This is a genomic window from Modestobacter sp. VKM Ac-2982 (assembly GCF_026967935.1).
Classification (GTDB): Bacteria; Actinomycetota; Actinomycetes; order Mycobacteriales; family Geodermatophilaceae; genus Modestobacter.
The window spans coordinates 463,330-482,720 of the sequence record NZ_JAPVBL010000002.1 but is presented as its reverse complement, the minus strand read 5'-3'; the positions used below and the strand labels follow the sequence as shown (position 1 = coordinate 482,720).

19 protein-coding genes are annotated in these 19,391 nt (G+C 70.8%); 10 read left to right on the top strand and 9 right to left on the bottom strand.

Translation table 11 applies throughout. The annotated features are described in order from the left end of the window. Positions 1 to 98: 98 nt before the first annotated feature. The 10 genes from O2W20_RS09240 (at position 99) to O2W20_RS09195 (ending at position 9,546) form a co-directional block, all read left to right on the top strand. Positions 99 to 1,076, top strand: coding sequence for a class I SAM-dependent methyltransferase (locus O2W20_RS09240; RefSeq protein ID WP_269185493.1), 978 nt, complete (start codon positions 99 to 101; stop codon positions 1,074 to 1,076). A 444-nt stretch (positions 1,077 to 1,520) separates the two neighbouring features. Continuing rightward, the gene (locus tag O2W20_RS09235) at positions 1,521 to 1,796 is read left to right on the top strand and encodes a type II toxin-antitoxin system Phd/YefM family antitoxin (protein ID WP_269172923.1); all 276 of its coding nucleotides are present in this window, start codon (positions 1,521 to 1,523) and stop codon (positions 1,794 to 1,796) included. After that, complete coding sequence (locus O2W20_RS09230) at positions 1,793 to 2,068, top strand: type II toxin-antitoxin system RelE family toxin (RefSeq protein ID WP_269172924.1); 276 nt, start codon at positions 1,793 to 1,795, stop codon at positions 2,066 to 2,068. The genes O2W20_RS09235 and O2W20_RS09230 overlap by 4 nt, the downstream gene beginning before the upstream one ends. Positions 2,069 to 2,588: 520 nt before the next feature. After that, positions 2,589 to 3,368, top strand: a complete 780-nt coding sequence (locus O2W20_RS09225; RefSeq protein ID WP_331254105.1) for an IclR family transcriptional regulator — start codon at positions 2,589 to 2,591, stop codon at positions 3,366 to 3,368. Next, positions 3,365 to 4,555, top strand: coding sequence for a CaiB/BaiF CoA transferase family protein (locus O2W20_RS09220; protein WP_269172925.1), 1,191 nt, complete (start codon positions 3,365 to 3,367; stop codon positions 4,553 to 4,555). Before O2W20_RS09225 ends, O2W20_RS09220 begins: the two co-directional genes overlap by 4 nt. A gap of 38 nt (positions 4,556 to 4,593) precedes the next feature. Further along, positions 4,594 to 5,562, top strand: coding sequence for a hydroxymethylglutaryl-CoA lyase (locus O2W20_RS09215; RefSeq protein ID WP_269172926.1), 969 nt, complete (start codon positions 4,594 to 4,596; stop codon positions 5,560 to 5,562). A gap of 159 nt (positions 5,563 to 5,721) precedes the next feature. Continuing rightward, complete coding sequence (locus O2W20_RS09210) at positions 5,722 to 6,708, top strand: tripartite tricarboxylate transporter substrate binding protein (RefSeq protein ID WP_269172927.1); 987 nt, start codon at positions 5,722 to 5,724, stop codon at positions 6,706 to 6,708. A 56-nt stretch (positions 6,709 to 6,764) separates the two neighbouring features. Further along, positions 6,765 to 7,259, top strand: coding sequence for a tripartite tricarboxylate transporter TctB family protein (locus O2W20_RS09205; RefSeq protein ID WP_269172928.1), 495 nt, complete (start codon positions 6,765 to 6,767; stop codon positions 7,257 to 7,259). Between the two features lie 15 nt (positions 7,260 to 7,274). Beyond that, positions 7,275 to 8,771, top strand: coding sequence for a tripartite tricarboxylate transporter permease (locus O2W20_RS09200; RefSeq protein ID WP_269172929.1), 1,497 nt, complete (start codon positions 7,275 to 7,277; stop codon positions 8,769 to 8,771). Between the two features lie 43 nt (positions 8,772 to 8,814). Continuing rightward, positions 8,815 to 9,546: an RraA family protein gene (locus O2W20_RS09195; RefSeq protein ID WP_269172930.1), complete on the top strand. Its 732-nt coding sequence runs from the start codon at positions 8,815 to 8,817 to the stop codon at positions 9,544 to 9,546. Here O2W20_RS09195 and O2W20_RS22770 read toward each other — a convergent pair. The 9 genes from O2W20_RS22770 to O2W20_RS09155 all read right to left on the bottom strand — a co-directional run bounded on the left by O2W20_RS22770 (position 9,506) and on the right by O2W20_RS09155 (position 19,151). Then, entirely contained in the window at positions 9,506 to 10,030 is a 525-nt protein-coding gene (locus O2W20_RS22770) for an alpha-hydroxy-acid oxidizing protein (RefSeq protein WP_442928947.1), read from the bottom strand. The two genes, O2W20_RS09195 and O2W20_RS22770, sit on opposite strands and share 41 nt — an antisense overlap. A 214-nt stretch (positions 10,031 to 10,244) precedes the next feature. After that, positions 10,245 to 10,967: an ABC transporter ATP-binding protein gene (locus O2W20_RS09190; protein ID WP_269172931.1), complete on the bottom strand. Its 723-nt coding sequence runs from the start codon at positions 10,965 to 10,967 to the stop codon at positions 10,245 to 10,247. Continuing rightward, on the bottom strand, positions 10,964 to 12,772 hold the full coding sequence (locus O2W20_RS09185; protein WP_269172932.1) for a branched-chain amino acid ABC transporter ATP-binding protein/permease: 1,809 nt from the start codon (positions 12,770 to 12,772) through the stop codon (positions 10,964 to 10,966). The genes O2W20_RS09190 and O2W20_RS09185 overlap by 4 nt, the downstream gene beginning before the upstream one ends. After that, the gene (locus tag O2W20_RS09180; protein WP_269172933.1) at positions 12,772 to 13,647 is read right to left on the bottom strand and encodes a branched-chain amino acid ABC transporter permease; all 876 of its coding nucleotides are present in this window, start codon (positions 13,645 to 13,647) and stop codon (positions 12,772 to 12,774) included. Before O2W20_RS09180 ends, O2W20_RS09185 begins: the two co-directional genes overlap by 1 nt. A gap of 137 nt (positions 13,648 to 13,784) precedes the next feature. Next, entirely contained in the window at positions 13,785 to 14,960 is a 1,176-nt protein-coding gene (locus tag O2W20_RS09175) for an ABC transporter substrate-binding protein (protein ID WP_269172934.1), read from the bottom strand. Between the two features lie 515 nt (positions 14,961 to 15,475). Beyond that, on the bottom strand, positions 15,476 to 15,601 hold the full coding sequence (locus O2W20_RS09170) for a hypothetical protein (protein WP_269172935.1): 126 nt from the start codon (positions 15,599 to 15,601) through the stop codon (positions 15,476 to 15,478). Positions 15,602 to 15,609: 8 nt separating this feature from the next. Then, positions 15,610 to 17,451, bottom strand: coding sequence for a potassium channel family protein (locus O2W20_RS09165; RefSeq protein WP_269172936.1), 1,842 nt, complete (start codon positions 17,449 to 17,451; stop codon positions 15,610 to 15,612). 12 nt (positions 17,452 to 17,463) lie between these two features. Then, positions 17,464 to 17,850, bottom strand: coding sequence for a DUF6394 family protein (locus tag O2W20_RS09160; protein WP_269172937.1), 387 nt, complete (start codon positions 17,848 to 17,850; stop codon positions 17,464 to 17,466). Positions 17,851 to 18,029: 179 nt separating this feature from the next. Next, positions 18,030 to 19,151 (bottom strand): nucleotide disphospho-sugar-binding domain-containing protein, encoded by a 1,122-nt coding sequence (locus O2W20_RS09155; RefSeq protein ID WP_269172938.1) that lies wholly within the window; start codon positions 19,149 to 19,151, stop codon positions 18,030 to 18,032. Between the last annotated feature and the right edge of the window lie 240 nt (positions 19,152 to 19,391).

Here is a 19,391-nt window from a genome sequence, read left to right as displayed (position 1 = left end):
CCGTCCGGCTCCGGGTCACCGAGACGCACACCGCCGGGGCCCTCGGGGCCTATGGTCAATGGTCTCCCAGTCGCGGACCGTCGAGGAGATGACCGAGGATGACGCTCGCCGACCGTCCGTCACCGTCGGGGATGAGCACGGGAGCCCCACCGCCCACCACCGCCCCAGACCGGGTGGCCGAGATACGGCAACGGATGGCAGTGCTGAGTGAGCCGTTCCAGGCCCAGTATCTCGAGTGGTTCAGGCGCCTGCGGCTGCAGGCCGTCGACGACACAGAGGTGCCGGCGATCCGGGATGCGGCTGTCGGGGAGTTGGCGGCCCTGCAGGACCGGTACCGCGCCGACAGGATCTCCGAAGCCGGCTTCGCCTATGGCCGGGAGCAGATCCGCGGCCTGTTGGAACGCGTGATCGGACAGCGCGCCATGTCCACGACCACGAAGACAGAACTCCGCCGCCTGGTCGCCGCCTCCTTGCAGCCGCGCCTGCTGGACGGCGCCGGTCGCTACACCCAGGACTGGTTCTCCCACCACGAGGACCACTGGATGCAGCACTTCGGGCACCTGGCCGGAAGGCCGGGCCTGCAAGCGGTCGAAGTCGGCTCCTACGAGGGCCGCTCGGCGTCCTGGCTGATCCAGAACCTGCTCACGGGAGAAGGCAGCCGGCTCGTGTGCGTCGACCCGTTCGAGCAGTACGAGGGCCAGGAACGGAACTTCGACCACAACATCGGTCTCGCAGCTGGTCACCACAAGGTCCTGAAGCTACGAGGTCGGTCGCACCAGGTCCTGCCGTTCCTCGCCGAGAGATCATTCGACTTCATCTACGTGGACGGGTCGCACCTGGTCCTCGACGTCCTCCAGGACGCCGCGATGTGCTGGCAACTGCTGAGGCCCGGTGGCGTCATCGTGTTCGACGACTACGAGCACACGCTCTTCCCCGACGAGTTCGGGATGTCGGCGGGGCCAGCGATCCGGGCCTTCCTCCCGCTCATCCGCGATGAGCACCAGCTGCTCTTCCAGGACTGGCAGGTCGGCGTGCGCAAGACCGATGACGCCGCCGCGGCCGGCGTGACCGACTGATCTGCGAACCACCCCGATCTGCGCCGCGGCGCAGTCCCGGACCGAGACAGATGGCCGCCCTCATGACCGAAGCCGTGTGCGCATGTGGCAAGTCGCCCCTCACACCGGTTGCTGCACACCGATCTGTCTGTGGTACCGCGCTTTCCTGCAGGAGTCTCGGGCTTCCACGCGCGGACGATTTCGGCCCGGTCCTCGGAGAGTGCCGTCAGCGGACGGGGCGTCGTTGCCGGGTCCAGTCGCCGCGCGCGATGGCGAGGAGGAGGCTGATCTCCGCGACACTCGGTCCTGAGCCCGCCCTCGCGCAGCCACGTCACCTGCCGCGCGCCTGCGGCTGCGCTCACGGCCTGCCGTAGCGCGTGCGCGGTCGCCGGGCACTGGCCGGCCCACACCGATCTCGGCGGCACACCTCGAACGACACCGGGAATGATGACCACAATAATGGTCATGACGACGCAGTCGCTCGCCGCGGTCAAGGCTCATTTCAGCCAGGTCATCGACGAGGTGTCCGGCACCCATGAACGAGTGACGATCACCAAGAACGGCAGCCCGGTCGCCGTACTTCTCGCTGTCGAGGACTACGAGTCCCTGATGGAGACGCTGGAGATCCTCTCGGATCCCGAGGCCAGAGCCGACATCCGGCAGGCCGAGAACGAGATGGCCGGCGGCGAGGTCTACGACGAGGCCCAGGTGCGGGCCGCACTGGCAGCCCGCCGCCGGTGACCGGGCCCCAGACATACACCGTCGTCCTGTCGGCAGCCGCCAAGCGGGCCATCGAACTCGACCTCCCCGAGCCGGTCGCAGTAGCGGTCGTCGACTTCCTCTACGGACCGCTCGCCACGGATCCCCACCGCGTCGGCACGCCGCTGCGCTCCGAACTCGATGGCTACTGGTCCGCACGACGAGGCCAGTACCGCGTCATCTACTCCATCCACGACCACGAGATCCTGGTCCGGGTCGTGCGCATCTCGCACCGCGCCGACGCCTACCGCTGACCGCCAGGTCGTGGCCGGCGCAGGCGTGTGCGGAAGTACTGTGTCGCCCCTCGGACACCGAGTTGAACCCCCACGGTCATCAGGCCGGTGGGGGTTCTGCTGCTTCTGGTGTCGGCACGTCCGCTGGATGCCTGAAGGACTTCATCGCACAACCCGCTGGCCGTGGTCCTCGTGCCGGTGTCCCGCCCCGGGTTCAGTGGAGGCTCGGAACTGACGCGACGACGGTAGTCGCCGCGGTGTTGTGCCGGTAGAAGTCCTCCTCGTGCTCGGCGGGTGGGATCAGTCGATGCTCTTCCATGGGCCCTTGTTGCGGACCAGCTCGGCCTTGAACCCGGGAGGTGCACCTGCCTCGGGGGGCACCTACGGGTCCGCCGGGTGCACGCCGAGCTGACGATCGGAATGGACGTGCAACTAGCGACTGAGGACCCCAAGTTACTGGACGGTAACGTGGGCTGCATCACAGCAGTCGTGTACGTTGCGGTCCAACAAATGAACCGCCCGTCCACATGTTGGAGAGCCCATGTCCAGTGTCGGTGTTCTCGACAAGGTGATGGCGATCCTCGACGCCTTCGGGGACGGGACCGACCGCCTGGAGCCGCCGCAGGTAGCTGCCCGGATCGGGATCAGCGCGCCCACCGCGTACCGGCTCATGGGGGCGATGGCCGAGCACCGGCTGCTGGGTACCGAGGGCCGCGGCTTTCGGCTCGGCTCCCGACTGCTGCAGCTCGGCGCGCGGGCCTCCGACGGTGTCGAGGTGCGAGGCATCGCCCTGCCGCTGATGAAGGAGCTGCGCGACGCGACCGGCGAGACGGTCGAGCTGCAGGTTCTCGTCGGCCACACTCGTGTCCCCGTGGAGATGGTCGTCGGCCTTCGCACGGTCCGGACAGCGGGCCAGATCGGGGTTCCCCTGCCCACCCACCTCGGCGCCAGCAGTCGGGTGCTGCTTGCCTGGCTCGACGAGTCCACCGCTCTGGCGCTCGCTGCGCGCAGCGCCGCCGACCACCCCGGCACATCCTGGGATCCGGACACCTACCGCCATCTCCTGCGCCTCGTCCGTGCGCAGGGCTGGGAGTTCAGCGCCCGCGAGCGCGATCCGGAGTCTTCCGCGGTGTCCGTACCGATCCGCGACCGCCACGACGACGTCATCGCCGCGCTCGTGGTGTCCGGCACCGCCACTCGACTGGCCGACCAGGCGCACCGCTCGGTCGTCATCGAACGGGCACGCACCGCAGCCACCGTCATCTCCGCCGAGCTGGGCTGCGACGCCAGCTCGCCGACCCCACAGGAGTCGATCGCATGAGTGGTCCGCTGTCCGGCCTTCGTGTCCTCGACATCGCCACGGTCTTCGCCGGCCCCTTCGCCGCCGCCCTGCTCGGGGACATGGGCGCCGACGTACTGAAGGTCGAGATGCCCGGAGTGGGCGACCCACTGCGTGCGCTCGGCCCCTTCAAGGGCGAGACGTCGCTGACCTGGGCGGCGTCGGCCCGCAACAAGCGCAGCATGACACTCGATCTGCAGTCTCCACAGGGGCAGGAGGTGCTTCTGCGGCTGCTGGCCGACCAGGACGTGCTGATCGAGAACTTCCGGCCGGGCACCCTTGACCGGTGGGGACTGGGTGCCGAGCGGCTCCGGGAGGCCAACCCCGATCTGATCATCGTCCGGGTCAGCGGGTACGGGCAGACGGGCCCGAACAAGGGCAAGGCGGGATTCGGCACGCCCGCAACGGCGTACAGCGGGTACGCCCACATCAGCGGCTTCCCCGACCGACCCCCCGTGCTGCCCTCGGTCTCCCTGGTGGACTACCTCACCGGGATGTACGCCGCGATGGGAGCCCTGGCTGCCATCTACCAGCTGAAGGTCACCGGCGGGCCCGTGGAGGAGGTCGACGTCGCGCTGTACGAGTCGATCTTCCGCATGCTCGAGGTGGTGGTGGCCGAGTACGCGGTGCTGGGCACGGTGCGGCAGCGGACCGGGAATGAGCTGGCCGCCTCATCGCCAGCCGGGATCTACGAGTCCAAGGACGGGCAGTGGATGGTCATCGTGACCAGCACGGAGCGCACGTTCGCCCGGCTCGCTGCCGCCATGGACCGCGAGGATCTGCTGACCGACCCCCGGTACTGCACCAATCGGGCTCGGCTCGAGCGGCGCGAGGAGATGAACCAGATGTTGGCGGACTGGGCAGGCCAACGCACCCGCAGTGAGCTCGAGACCCGGCTCGACGACTTCAGCGTGCCGCACTCCGTGGTGTACAGCGCAGAGGACATCTTCGCCGACGAGCACTACGCCGCCCGAGAGATGCTCGTGGAAGTGGCCCACCCGCAGCTGGGAACCGTGACCCTGCCCGGAGTGGTGCCCAAGTTCAGCAGGAACCCGGGCGCCGTCCGCAACGCCGGCCCGGCCCTGGGTGAGCACACCGACGACGTCCTCACCGGACTCGGGATGACACCGGAGGAGATCACCGGTCTCCGCGAGGAGGGGATCATCTGATGACGACGCTCGAGACCGCCCAGGGCTACGCCGCCGGGATGGGCGGCCTGCCCTTCGACCTTCCCGCCAGCGTGCGCATCCAGGAGGTGGGCCCACGGGACGGCTTTCAGCTCGAGCCCGCTGTGATCGGGACCGCCGACAAGATCAACATCATCGACGCGCTGGCCGCAACCGGGATCCCGGCGCTGCAACTGACCTCCTTCGTGCGACCGGACGCGGTACCGCAGCTCTCCGACGCCGCGGACGTGATGGCCGGGTGCACCAAGGTCCCCGGCGTGGAGTACTCGGTGCTCGTCCCGAACCTCAAAGGCGCCCAGCGAGCCATGGAGTGCGACGCCGACGTCTGGGAGCTGATGCTGTCGTCGACCGATGCGCACAGCATCGCCAACGCCAACCGCCCCACCGAGGCGGCGTTCGAACTCCTCCGTCCCGCCATCGAGCTGGGCCTGGCAAACGACGTCCGGCTGGTCGGTGCGATGGCGACATCCCTGGGATGCCCGTTCGAGGGTCGCACCGGTTTCGATCGGGTCGCTTGGGTGACCGGGCTCTACGCCGACGCCGGGGTCGGGCACGTCACCCTCGCCGACACGGCCGGGTTGGCCGACCCGGCCTACGTCTACGACATGTGCCGCCGCCTGGCGGACGCGTTCCCGCAGACCACGATCACCTTGCACCTGCACAACACCCGCGGCCTGGGAATGGCCAACGTGCTAGCGGGCCTCGCAGCAGGCGTCACCCACTACGACTCCTCGATCGGCGGCCTCGGCGGCTGCCCCTATGCCCCGGGCGCCACCGGCAACATCGCCACCGAGGAACTGGTGCACCTGCTGTCCCTGCTGGGGGTCGACACCGGCGTCGACCTCGACGCACTCATCCGAATCGCGCGCGGGCCGGTCCGGGCAGCCGTTGGCCACCCGCTGGAGTCCTCGTTCGGCAAGGCCGACCCGTCTTGGGTGCTGCACGACCCGCCCGCCCAGCAAGTGCTGCCGCAACCGGCGGGGACGTGACGGGGTTGCCCAGGACCCGCGTCGAGGGGGTGCGGAACACCCACGTGGTGCGCCGGCACCAGCGGAGCGGAGGGGACGGCTGAGCAGATCCACCCGGCCCCGGGCCCGCCCTCGCAGACGTACGTCAGCTGTCCCTCCCCTCGCTGAAGGAAGCAACTCATGAAGAGAATGCCCTTGCTGGCCATGGCCGTCGTCGTCGGCGTGTCTGCGGCCGGATGTTCCGGCGATGCCGGGTCGGAGTCCGGGAGTTCGGAGGAGTACCCGAGCGGCCCGGTCACCATGAGTGTCGGGGCCGACCCGGGAAGCGGTTTCGACCTCACCATGCGCACGCTCGTCGACGTCCTCAAGAAGGAGGAGATCGTCGACGTCGCCATGCCGATCGAGAACCACCCGGGCGGGGCCTCGGCGGTCTGGACCGAGCAGATGGTCGAGCGGCACGCCGGAGCCGAGGACCAGGTGTCGGTCACCTCACTGGTGATGATGACGAACAACGCCCGTGGACAGTCGGACTTCAACGTCGACGACGTCACCATGATCGCTCGGCTGCTGTCGGAGTACTACGTCGTGGTGACCGCTGCCGACTCGCCGTACCAGGACCTGGAGTCTGTCCTGGAGGCGGTCGTCGCGGACCCGGGCGCGGTCCCGGTCGGCGCAGCATCCGACGACCAGTTGCCATTCGCCCTGCTGGTCGACGCTGCCGGTGGCGACGCCTCACAGATCCAGTTCGTGGCCTACGACGGGGGCGGCGAGCAGAGCGCGGCACTGCTGTCCGGGGACATCAAGGTGGCCATCGGTGGCGCCAGCGAGTTCCTGCCGCTGATCGAGTCCGGTGAGCTGCGGGCCCTGGCCGTCGTCGGCGACGACCGGCTCGACGGCCTGCCCGACGTGCCGACCGCGGTGGAGGAGGGCTACGACGTGACGATCTCCAACTGGCGCGGCATCTACGGCCCGCCCGACATGCCCGAGGACGCGGTGACGTACTGGCAGGACGCCCTCCAGCAGGCCGTCGAGTCACAGTCCTGGGACGAGGCAGCTGAGCAGAACCAGTGGGTCACCACCTTCATGGTGGGAGACGAGCTGGACACCTACCTCGAGGAGACGAACGAGCAGGTGACGGCGGCCTTCGAGAAGATCGGCCAGCAGTGAGTCCGTCTCCACGGACGGACACCCCAGCCCCGGTGCGGCGCTCAGGAAGGGCCGACGTGATCGCCGGCCTGGTCGTCGCCGGGGCTGGGGGGCTCTTGCTGCTCAGCGCCCGGGGCATCGAGCAGGCCAGCGGGAGGGTCCCCGAGGTGGGTGCCGCCACGCTGCCGACGGCGCTGAGTGTCCTGCTGGTCCTCTCCGGTCTCGCGCTGGCCCTGACCGGGATGCGGCACCGGCACGCGCCGGCCGAGCACGCCGGCACGACGCCCGACGGCGAGCCCGGTGGGATCGAGGCGCTCGCCTTCCCCGGCGAGCCACCAGTGTCCTGGCGACGGCTCGCCGTGGTGGTTGCGCTCTTCATCGGCTACGCACTCGTCTTCATCCCGCTGGGCTACATGCTCGCCACCGCGCTGTACCTGAGCGTCATGGTCACGGTCATCGACCGGCCGCGGTGGAGACGCAACCTGGTCTTCGCGGTGATCTTCGCCGTGGTCGTCTACTACGCGTTCACCGAGCTGCTGAACGTGCAGTTGCCGGCCGGCGTACTGGGTTGAACCGGGAGGACTGGTATGGAGGCACTAGAGGGACTGCTCACCGGGCTCGCCGGAGCACTGACCCCGACGAACCTGGTGTTCGTCTTCCTCGGGGTGCTGATCGGCACCATCGTAGGAGTGCTGCCCGGGCTCGGGCCGATCACCGCCATCGCCCTGCTGATCCCGCTCTCCTTCGGCCTCGAGGCCACCTCTGGGCTGATCCTGCTCAGCGGCGTGTACTACGGGGCCATGTACGGCGGGTCGATCACCTCGATCCTCATCCGCACCCCCGGCGAGGTGGCCTCGGCGGTCACCGCCCTCGACGGTCACCAGATGGCCAAGAACGGACAGGCCGGGCCCGCCCTGGCCACCGCCGCGGTGGGCTCCTTCATCGGCGGCTCGCTCGCCGTGTTGGGGTTGGTCTTCCTGTCCCCGGTCCTCGTGGACCTGTCCACCTCGATCGGAGCCGCGGAGTACGCGGTGCTGCTGGCCGGCGCGCTGGCGCTGACCACGTCCCTGATGACCGGGTCGAAGATCAAGGCCTTGATCGCGGTGCTGGTCGGCATGTGCATCGGCACCATCGGTTTGGACGCACAGGAGTCCGTGCCGCGGTGGACCTTCGGCTCCATCGAGCTCTCCGACGGCGTCGACATCGCTCTGCTGGCCATGGCGCTGTTCGCTGTCCCCGAGGCACTGCGCCACCTGTCGCGGGGTGAGCGCACCACAGCCGCCGCGATCAAGGTGCAGCGGGCGTGGATGAACAAGGAGGACCTGCGTCGGTCCCTCGGGCCCTACGCCCGGGGCTCCGTGGTCGGCTTTGTCGCCGGGGTGATGCCCGGTCTCGGGCCGACCTTGGGGTCCTTCGCCTCCTACTCGTTGGAGCGCCGCATCGCCAAGGGCGCACGCCGGGCCCTGTTCGGCAGGGGGGCGATCGAGGGCGTCGCGGGCCCGGAGACCGCGAACAACGCGGGAGTGGGCGGTGCGATGGTCCCCATGCTGGCCCTCGCCATCCCCGGCTCTGCCACGACGGCCCTGCTGCTCGTCGTGTTCCAGATGTACGGGCTCCAGCCCGGCCCGCAGCTCTTCCAGAACGACGGCCCGCTGGTGTGGACCATCGTCGCGTCGATGCTCGTTGGCAACGCCATGCTGCTGGTCTTGAACCTGCCGATGGTGCGGCTGTTCATCAACCTGCTGAAGGTCCCGCCGCCGCTCCTCTACGGCGGGGTGATCGCCTTCGTCATGCTCGGCGCCTACGCCCTGACGTTCAGTTTCTTCTCCCTGATGCTGCTGGTCGCGATCGGCCTGATCGGCTACCTCATGCAGGAGAACGGCTTCCCCTTGACCCCGGCCATCCTGGCCGCCGTGCTCCTACCGCTGCTGGAGCTCAACCTCCGCCGCGCGCTGCTGATCGCCGACGGCGACTGGACCGTCTTCGTCGACCGACCACTGTCGCTCGGCATCCTGATCATCATCGCCATCGGCGTCTTCGCCCCGCTGCTCCTTTCCGCGGCCCGCCGCGAGTACGCACGATGATCTCCCCGCACTGAGCCATGCAGCGGCTCACGACCGCCGGCCGGTGACCGCCGAGAAGGAAGGGCATCCGATGAGCAAGTCCCATCCCCGTCAATGGACCATCGAGACGAGCGTCGAGCGCGCCGACCGGGAACTCGTCGCGGAACTGTCCCGATGTCCCACGACCCAGATCGCCGATTCCGGCGGTCCGGTTGGTGTGGTGGCTCCTCCGATTCGGCGGCTCGCCGGCGGCCCGGAGGTCTGCGGCACGGCTGTCACCGTGTGGACCAAGCCGGGCGACATCCTGTTCGTGCTCAAGGCTCCGGATCTGGTCCGGGAGGGTGACGTTCTCGTCATTGATGGTGGCGGCCGTGAGGACGCCGCGGTCATCGGTGACATCGTCGCCTCCGCGCTCGCTTCCCTGGGCTGTCGCGGCGTCATCGTCGACGGAGCCGTCCGTGACATCGACGGCATCGACGCGGTCGGGCTGCCGGTCTTCGGACGCAACGCTCACCCGGCCACCGGCTCCAATGAGGGACCTGGGTCGATCAACGTGCCGATACAGTGCGGCGGGGTTCTAGTGCAGCCCGGTGACGTCGTCCGTGCAGACGCCAGTGGCGTCATCGTGATCCCCCGCACCCGGGCCGCGGACGTGCTGGTGGCGACGCAGGCAGTCGACGCACGTGAGAGAGAGTGGCGAGCCGCGGTGGCCGCTGGAGCGACGCTTCCAGCGGCTACCGGCATCGACGATCGCATCACCACCGTGACCCGAGCAGTCGGCGTGCCTCTGCCCTGAGGTCCGCTCGGCCTGGGCCGCCGCGAGCGCCGCTTCCTGAAGGGGCCTGCCGAGAGCGTGGCGGGGCGACGGCAGCCCGGGCCCGCAGCGGACGTCGGTGGCGGTCGTGGTCCCCATCGTCGACAGCGTGTAGGGGATTCCGGCCGCTGCAGCGGCGCGAGGCAACGGCCGACTCGCCGGCGCGGTGCGTCATCCGGGTGAAGCCCATCGGGCCCAGCACGAGCGGGAGAGCGATGCTGCGCCCGAGCACGTCCGTGCTGGTGAACACGGTGCCGACGTCGCGGAGGACGCGCGGTCGGAAGGTGACCCGGTGGAATGCCTCGACGGACGCCCGGAATGAGCGCTCGCTCTCGGTAGCGACATCGACGTAGTCGAAGACCATCCGGGGCGCGCGCCGACGGGCGAGCAGCCGCAGATCGCCGATGTCGGCGGCCTGCGCGAGCCTCGTGGTGGTCGTCGGCAGGGTGGGGACGGGCGGGAGCATCGGGCGCAGCTCGCGCCACCGGGGCGACGGCGCGGGCCGACCGGGCTGGTCATGGGCGGGGTGGGGCCGGCGGTCGAGCGGGGGCAGCCTGCATTCCTCGGATCATCGGACGTTCTCCACCGATCCCGGCGGCAGGCCCTCGCCGCCCGCGCCAGCGTGCGAGCGGCGTCGCAGCACAGCGGCTGCACGTGCTGGGACGACGGGCCGCCGGCCGTCAACCGCCGCTCTCGACCCCCAGGTACGCCTGCACGATGCGCTCGTCGGCGAGCAGCTCACCGGCCGGGCCAGAGTGCACGACCTCCCCGCTCTGCAGCACGTACCCGTGGTCGGCGGCGCGGAGCGCCCGGCGGGCATTCTGTTCCACGAGCACCACCGTGGTCCCCGAGGCACGGATCTCCTCGATGACACGGAAAACCTCGGCGACGATCTTGGGCGCCAGCCCCATCGACGGCTCGTCCATGAGCATGACCTTCGGCCCGGCGATCAGGGCGCGGGCGATGGCCAGCATCTGCTGTTCGCCACCGGACAGGGCACCGGCCGGCAGCGCCCGCCGGTCGGCCAGCACCGGGAACCGGTCGTACATGGCGTCGACGGAGCGCGCCCCGCCGGTCCCTGAGTGCCAGGTTCCCATCTGGAGGTTCTCCTCGACGGTGAGCGTGGCGAGGATCTGACGCCCCTCCGGCACCTGCACCAGCCCGCGGCCCACCAGTTTGTGGGCCGGCGTCCGGGTGATGTCCTGACCTTCGAAGGTGATCCGCCCGCCCGCCGGCCGCAGCATGCCGGAAACGGCGTTGATGACCGAGGACTTGCCCGCCCCGTTCGCCCCGACCAGCGTCACCAGCGAGCCCTGCTGCGCCCGGAACGAGACGTCCCGGACCGCCTCCACCCGTCCGTAGGTCACCCGCAGGCCCTCCACGGTGAGGATGGGGTCGCTCATGTCGCCTCCCTCGGGCCGGTGTCCGGTGTGTCCAGGGTGCCGGCGTCACCGGTCCGCAGGTTCATGACCGCATCCGGTGGCGCATCCTCGGCCGGGGCCCCGTCCGCGCGGCTTCCCTCGGCGAGCAGGCCGCCGTCCACGTCGTCGTCGGCCGAGCCCAGATAGGCCTCGATGACCGCGGGGTCGGCAGCGATCGCCTCCGGCGCACCGCTGGCGATGACCTCGCCGAAGTTGAGGACGACGACCCGGCTGCAGGTCTGCAGGACCATGCCGACGTTGTGCTCGATGAACAGGATGGTCAGCCCGTCCTGCGCCAGGGACCTGATCAGCTGCGACAGCCGGGCAGCCTCGACGTGGTTCATCCCGGCGGCCGGCTCGTCCAGGATCAGCAGGGACGGGTCGGAGGCCAGCGCGCGGGCGATCTCCAGCCTGCGCTGGTCGCCGTAGGACAGGGCCTCGGCGCGGGTGGCGGCGAGCGAGGTCAGCCCGACCCGCTCCAGGCAGCGGGCCGCCTGCCGCAGCGCCGTCCGCTCGTCCCGGCGCGCCGACGGCAGCCAGAGCAGCCGCCGCAGGAAGGTCGGCCGGCTGACGAGGTGGGCGCCGACCAGCACGTTCTCCAGCGCCGACAGCCGGTTGAACAGCTTCGAGTGCTGGAACGTGCGGCTCACCCCCGCCGCCGCGATCCGGTGCACCGGCGTGCTGCCGATCGCCGTCCCGAGCACCGTCGCGCTGCCGGTGCTGGGCGGGACCAAGCCGCTGATCATGTTGACCAGGGTCGTCTTGCCGGCCCCGTTGGGGCCGATCAGGCCGACCACCTCCCCGGCCCGGATCTCCAGATCCACGCCACGGACGGCGTGCACCCCGCCGTACTCCTTGCCCAGCCCGGCGAGGGTGACCACCGGTTCGCCGGCCGCCGGGTGACGACGACCGGCCAAGCCGGCGGCGTCGTCGTCCTCGGACGGCAAGCGCGTCCGGCGCGGGATGAGGCTCGCCAGACCACCGGGCAGGAACAGGATGACGACCAGCAGCAGCAGGCCGGCGAGGAACGGCCGGATCCAGCCGGCCTCCACCCCGACCGCCCGCTGGATCTCCGGGACCATCGTCTGGAACCCGCTGCCCAGCAGCGGCCCCAGGAACATCGTGGAACCACCGACCACCGCGGTGACCAGCCCTTCGACGGCCGCGATGAAGTCGAAGTCGCCGGGGGCGATGAGCCGGACGTAGTAGGCGTAGAGGACGCCGTACAGCCCGGCGACCGCCCCTGCCGTGACGAAGGCGGCGAGCCGGTGGCGACCCACGTCGATGCCCATGGAGCGGGCGGCCAGTTCGTCCTCGCGGATGGCCTCCAGGGCACGGCCGTACCGGGAACGGCCCATCCGCCAGAACCAGTAGGCCACCAGCGCGAGCGCCGTCCAGGCCATGCCGACGGTGAGGATGCGGGGCACCCCGAGGCCCTGGGCACCACCGGTCCACTCCTGGTTGAGCAGCACCACCCGCACCGCCTCGGCGAACCCGAGGGTGGCGATCGCCAGGAAGACCCCGCGCAGGTGCATGGTCGGCAGGCCGAGGACGACGGCGGCGAGCGCGCCGACCGACATGCCGATCACCACGGCGATCAGCAGCGCAGGGATCTCGCCGACGTCGGCCCCGCTGGGTGCCAGGGAGGCCCCGGAGAACGCCGCCAGCGAGGCAAAGCCGGCCTGGCCGAGGCTGAGCTGCCCGGCGATGAGGACGGCGTAGAAGGAGTAGGCGAAGATCGCGCCCAGCGCGATGAAGGTCAGGGTGGTGGCGTACTGGTCAAGCATCAGACCTCCCGGACCTTCCGCGCGCCGAGCAGCCCCTGCGGGCGCAGCAGCAGGATCACGAACAGCAGGCCGAAGGCGATGACGTCTCTCCAGGACGAGCCGATGTACTGGACGGCGAACACCTCGGCCAGGCCCAGCAGCAGCCCGCCGATGAGCGCGCCGGGCAGCGAGCCCATGCCGCCGACGATGATGACGGCCAGGCCCTTGAGCTCGATCGCCGAGCCCATGCCCAGCTGGGCGGTGTTCACGTTGATGGCGAACAGCACGCCGGCGACCGCGCCGAGCGCCGAGGAGATCGCGAAGGTGACCGCGGTGACCCGGTCGACGTCCACGCCGAGCACCCGCGCCGCCGTCGGGTTCTCCGCGACCGCGCGCATCCCCCGACCCAGCCGCGTCCGGGTGACCATGTACGTGAGGCCCACCATGAGGGCGAGGGAGATCGCGAGGATCACCACCTGCACGAGGGTCACCTGGGCACCGGCGAACTCGAACCGGGTGTCGGGGAAAGAGCCCGGCGGGAAGCGGCGGGTGTCCGGGCCGTAGCGCCACTGCAGCAGCGCGACCAACATGCCGGCGAGCGCGATGGAGGAGATCAGCCCGGCGAAGTGCGCGTCGGCCCGGCCTTTGAGCGGCCGGAACGCCACGCGCTCGATGACCAGGCCCAACACGGCACCGAAGACGAACACGATCGGCAGGGCGGCCCAGAGGGACAGCCCACCCCGCTCGACCAGTTCGATGCCGACGAAGGCGGAAGCGGCGAAGACCGCGGGGTGCGCCAGGTTCAGCCGGTCGAGGATGCCGAAGACCAGCGTGAAGCCGATGGCGAACAACGCGTAGATCGAGCCGATGAAGATGCCGTTGAGGAGCTGCTGCACAGCGTTGCCTGTTCTCGTCGTGGGTGCCCGGGCACGGTAGCCGACACGCGCGCCCGGGGCCCCGGTCCGAGGACCGGGGCCCCGGCGGGGTCGCAGCGCGGCGCCGGCCGGTCAGCCGACCGGCGCCACGCGCCGGGTCATTCGAGAACGGTGAACTCGCCGTTCTGGACCACCTGCACGACAGCCGGGTGGTTGGCGTCCCGGTTCTCGTCGATGGAGAACTCACCGAGGACGGTGGGCAGGTCCTCGATCTGCCCCAGCGCCTCCTGGATGTCGTCCCGCTCCGCGGAGCAGTTGGCGCGGACGGCGTGGTCGACCAGCTTGAGCCCGGTGTAGGCCTGAGCGGCGAACTGGTCGGGCTGCGCGCCGTACTCGGCCTCGTAGGCCTCGAGGAACGCCTGGTTCTCGGGGTTGTCGGACGAGGAGTTCCAGGCGGCGCCGACGACGACGCCCTCGGCTGCCTCGCCGGCGTCGGCCATCAGCTGTGGGTTGTTGAACCCGTTGCCGCCGATGATCGGCACATCGATCCCGAGCTCACGGGCCTGGGTCACCAGCGGTACCGCGGCCTCGATCAGCCCCGAGACGACCAGCGCATCCGGGTCGCTCTCCTGGGCCTGGGTCAGCAGGGCGCGGAAGTCGGTGTCCGACTTGGAGAAGGTGATCGTCTCGCTGACGTTCACGCCCTCGTCCTCGAGGGCGGCGGTGAACGCCTCGTACCCGGACTCGGTGAACGCGTCGTCGTTGCTGTACATGACGACGACGTCCTCCAGCCCGAACTGTTCGGTCGCCTGGGCGATCGTCTGCGGGATGACCGCTTGCTCGGTGAGGGAGTCGCGGAAGATGTAGTCACCGATCTCGGTGACGCCCGCGGCGGTGTTGGAGATGCCCAGCACCGGGACGCCGGCGTCCTGGGCGATCGGGTCGGCCTGGACGGCGGCGTTGGACAGCGTCGGCCCGATGATCAGACTCGAGTCGTCGGAGACGAACTGGTCGAAGAGAGTGATGGCCTGCCGGGGGTCGGTCTGGTCGTCCTCGATCGTGAGGTCGTAGGTGACGCCGTCCTGCTCGGCGAGCTCCGCGGCGGCCAGCTCCAGGCCGCGCTGCTGGGACTCGCCGTAGCTGGCCGCTGCGCCGGTGAGGCTGAGCACCGCCCCGATGGGCACCTCGCCCTCGATGGTGCACGATTCGCCGCTGCCCTCGCCGGTCAGCCCCCCGGAGGCGGTGGAGTCCCCGCCGTCGCCGCCGGAGGAGCAGGAGGCGAGGACGACGACCGCGGCGCCGGCCGCGGCAACGGTGTGGAGCTTGGTGCGCATGTCTCTCCCTTGTCGAGCACGACGACCACGTCGGCCCCGACGAGGCGACCGCGCGTCCCCCGGGGCGGCCGGGCGTGCCCGTGCCGCCCGGACGTCGTGGGCCGACCGAGGCGGTCGGCCGGTTACGCGAGTCACAGTAGGCACTGGCTGCCCGCCCCTCGGCATCGGCGGGCGAAGCGTGTGCAGAACGTGACGCACCAGGACGTGAGACGTGGGCGCATCGCCGATCACTGGCCCGCCCGCAGACGTCAGTACCGCGTCGTCTACTCCATCCGCGACGACGAAGTGCTCGTACGGGTCTTGCGCATCTCGCACCGGCTGACGCCTACGACTGTCGGTCCCGCCTGGCGAGGACCGGACGTCAGCCGACGTCTCCAAGGCGTGTGCGGAAGTACCGTGTCGCCCCTCGGACACTCTTTCGCCCCGGCGCTTCTGCAGTTCAGGAGCCCCGGGGCGTTGCCGTGTCAGGAATCGGGAGGACCATGTGATTCCCGCGTGGTACTTCGCGCCTCGGGTCAGCCCTCGGGCAGCGCAGTGAATCGGTCGGCTGCCTCGCTGCCCACGCCCGGGCGCACGTGCTGGTGGACGCTGAGCGCGATGGTGGCGCTGGCGTGGCCCAGGCGCTCCGAGACCACCTTCACCGGCGAGCTCAGCCCGGCCGGCGCCCGGCGACCGGCTCCGGCGCGCGGGTGTCCCGGCTCAGCCGGCGCCACACCCAGCCAGCCGGCACCAAGTTCCCGGAGACCACGTACTCCCGGACGGAATCCACCGTCAGCGTGGTCGCGAGCGCGCGGCGGGCAGCGGCCCACCCGGTCAGCAGCAGCTCGTCCCCCGGGGCCAGCAGGAAGTCCGCACCGGGGGTCGGCGTCGCCTGCCCCTCGCGCACAACCAACAGCACCAGTGCGTGCAGCTGCCGGTCGCGGTCGTCGGGGTTGCGCAGCAGGTCGCCCAGGCGCGCGTCACCGCCGGCGAGCCAGCTCCCGAGCGCCGGTGCCGCCCGAGGGGTCAGCGGGAGCGTCCACAGCCCCTCCAGGTGCCGGCCGCACAACGCGGTGAGGCGCTCCACCAGCTCCGCCGCCCAGGCGTCGCCCTGCCGGGGCATCTCCTGGATGAAACGCCACAGCAGGGGCGTGGCCAGCTGGGCGTACACATCCCGGGCGACCACCTCGGCGGGGACGAGCAGGGTGTCGATCTCCATCGCCGCGAACAGCGGGGCGTTGGCCGGCCGGTTCTGCCGGGCGCCGACGAACAGGCCGGGGTTGGCCCGGCGGGCGGCGGCCACGAGGGAGAGGTTGGTGATGTCGTTGTCCGTACCCGCGACGAACCCCACCGCGGTCGCCACTCCCGCGCGGGCCAGCACGTCCGGGTCGACGCCGTCCCCCACCACGAGGTCGTCACCGGCGTCCTCATCGGCCCCGCCCGATCCCGGGTCGACGACGGTCACCGCGAGGCCCTCCGCGCGCAGGTCCGCGGCCAGCGACCGGCCGAGCCGGCCGTACCCGCAGACCACCCAGCGGCCCTCCCGCGGTGGGTGGCTGAGGGCGGGCAACTCCGCGCCCGGCCCGCGCTCGAGCCAGGTCAGCAGTCGATAGGTGGCCGGTGCGCGCGCGGCCAGGCACAGGTGGTCGCCGTAGCGGTCGAAGGGGTTGACCACGGAGGGGGAGCCGAAGGCCTGCATCCGCTCGGCCATCGCCACGGTCGTGGCCCGGGCGATGACCGGCAGCTCAGGACGGAGCAGGGCCGCGGCCATGACCACGGCGAGGTTGGCCTCGTCATCGTCGGTGAGGGCCACGACCGCCTCGCACGACGGGGAGCCCAGACCCATGACGGCGAGGTGGCCGGGGTCCCGGGCGTCACCGACCAGGGCGGGGATGTCGGCGTGGAAGGAGTCCAGTTCCAGGTCGTCGATCCGCTCGTTGGCCCGGTCGAGCACCACGAAACGGCGACCGAGCCCGTCGAGCGCGTGCCCGAGCAGCTCCCCGGCGCGCCCGTAGCCCGCCAGCAGCAGGAACGGCTCCCCCAACCGGCCGACCTTGCGGGTGACGTGCTGGAGGGCCAGGGCGGCGCGGAAGGCGCGGTCCTGCAGCAGGGCCAGCAGCGACCCGATGGCGTACGCCCAGCCGATCACGCTCAGGTAGATCGACACCATCGCCCACATCCGCTGGGCGGGGGTGAACGGGTACGGGATCTCGCCGAAGCCGATCGTCGTCGCGGTGTAGCTCATGAAGTAGAAGGCGTCGAAGAAGCCCATCCGCCACGGCCGGCCGGCCGCGTCCTCGCCGGGGACCAGCGTCAGCCCCAGCACGCTCACCGCGAACACGACGATGAGCACGATCAAAGGGGCGCGCATCCGCCGCAGCACGAGGAACACCGGGGCCGACGCCTCGGCGTGCGGTACGGCGACCTCAGGCGGCGGGGGTCCGCCGGCCCGCCGGCCGTCGTCGTCCCACGCGAGCAGGCGCCACCACATCAGCAGCAGGGGGTTGCCCACAACGCCCTCCGATCACCCGCGGTGGAACGACGCCGTCTCCACGACCAGCAGCACGACCGAGACCAGGTTCGCCAACAACGCGCCACCGGACAGCGACACGATGCTCGCCGTCGTGGCGGCGGTGAGACCGGCGGTGGAGACGTAGGCCGCGTAGCCGAGCACGAGGGCGGCGGCGATGAGCTGGAGGTCGGCGACGAGACTCGTGGCCAGGTGCACCGCGCCGAGCTGCGTGCGGTCGCCGAACTTGAGCACGGTCGCGATGAGGTTGACGACGACCGCGGCGAACAGCTCGTACCGGTTGTGCATCGTCGGGTCGTCGATGTCGCCGAGGAAGAACCCGAAGTTCAGGGTGGCGGCGAGCACGACGAAGAACCCGAACACGACCTTCTCGAGGTTCACCCCGCCCCCTCATCGCCGACCGGGGCCGCCGCGCGCCGCCGCGGAGCGTGTCCCGGCGGCATCGTGCACCCCCGGCGGGGTCCGGCGCAGCAGCAACCGCCCTGCCGCCGATCATCCTGCACCGGTCGACACGGTGCCGCACGGTCCGGGCACATGCCGCCCAGTGGACCCATGCGCCATCACCGCACCAGAGCCTCCAGGTCACCGACGACCTCCGACGGATCAGGCATGGTGGCGATCTCGGCGGCCCCCTCGCCGGCCGTCGCCCGCAGCTCCGGGTCCGTCGCGAGCCGCTCCAGCGTGGCGGACGTCAGCTCGTCGAGCGGCACGGCCAGGCCCGCACCCCGTGCTGCGACGAGGCGGGAGTGCTTCGTACGGTCTCCGGCGCCCGGGACGACGATCTGGGGCACCCCAGCGGCCAGCGCGCTCATCAGGGTGCCCGCGCCACCGTGGTGGACGACGCCAGCGACGTGAGGGAGGACGTCTGCGAAGGGCAGCCAGTCCGTCGTCGTCACGTTCGGCGGCAGAGTCCGGCGGGCGACCGCCCGATCGGGCCGGACCAGGACGACGTCGAGGTCCGCGTCCCTCGCGGCATCGACCACCCGGGTCATCAGCCGATCCGGTCGCGGGTCATCGACCGTCGAGCGTGACACCAGCAGGATCGGCCGGGTGCCACGTCGCGTGAACTGCTCCGGTACGTCCCCGTGTCCAGCAGCGACCACGTACCTCATCGGCCGCCCGATCCGGGCACGCTCGTGGAGGCTCGCGGGAACGGCGACCAATGCGTCGACAGGTTCGGGGAGGGCGTCGTCGGCGTGACTCAGCGGGGTCCTGCCCAGGCTCCTCGCGACGGCATGGAAGAGGTCACGGGCATCGAACAACAGGGCGTCGACCAGGACACCCGGCACCTCTCGCCGGCCTGCGACGATCGCGCCGGCGGCGGCCAGTCCTTCGTGCAGGACCAGATGCGGCTGCCACTCCTCGGCGAGCTGCACGGTGCCGGGCGTCATGGCCTTGCTGACCGCGGCGAACAGCAACCCGACCCCGTCCGTCCCCTCGTCGCCCCGGACCATCCGGCCGATCCGGACGGGATGCCGGAGAAGCGAGCGGATCATGACCGGGCTCATGCTGAGCCCGGGTGCGACGTCATGGGCGGGCACCCCGGCCCTCCGAGCGGCCCCGACGCCATCGGCGGCGGTGGCCAGGAGCCCGCCATGTCCAGCGGCCTGCAGCGCCAGCGCCACAGGCACATGGGGAAGGACGTGCCCGATCATCGGCGACGCCACCAGGAGGACACGCATGCGGACAGCGTGGCCCGCCCCCGCCCGGCAACAATCCCTCCCGGCTACGAGGGTCGCGGGTTCCGGCCCCACCCGCCCACCGCATGGTCACAGGTCACCGGCCTGCGGGGTGATCCCTGATCGAGAGACAGTGGCCCCGGACCGAGATCGTGTTCACCAGATGCTCCGACGTGACGGCATCGCCGCAGGTCAGGTCCGCGGCATGCATGAACGACGCTGACTGTGGGCCCGTCACGGCTT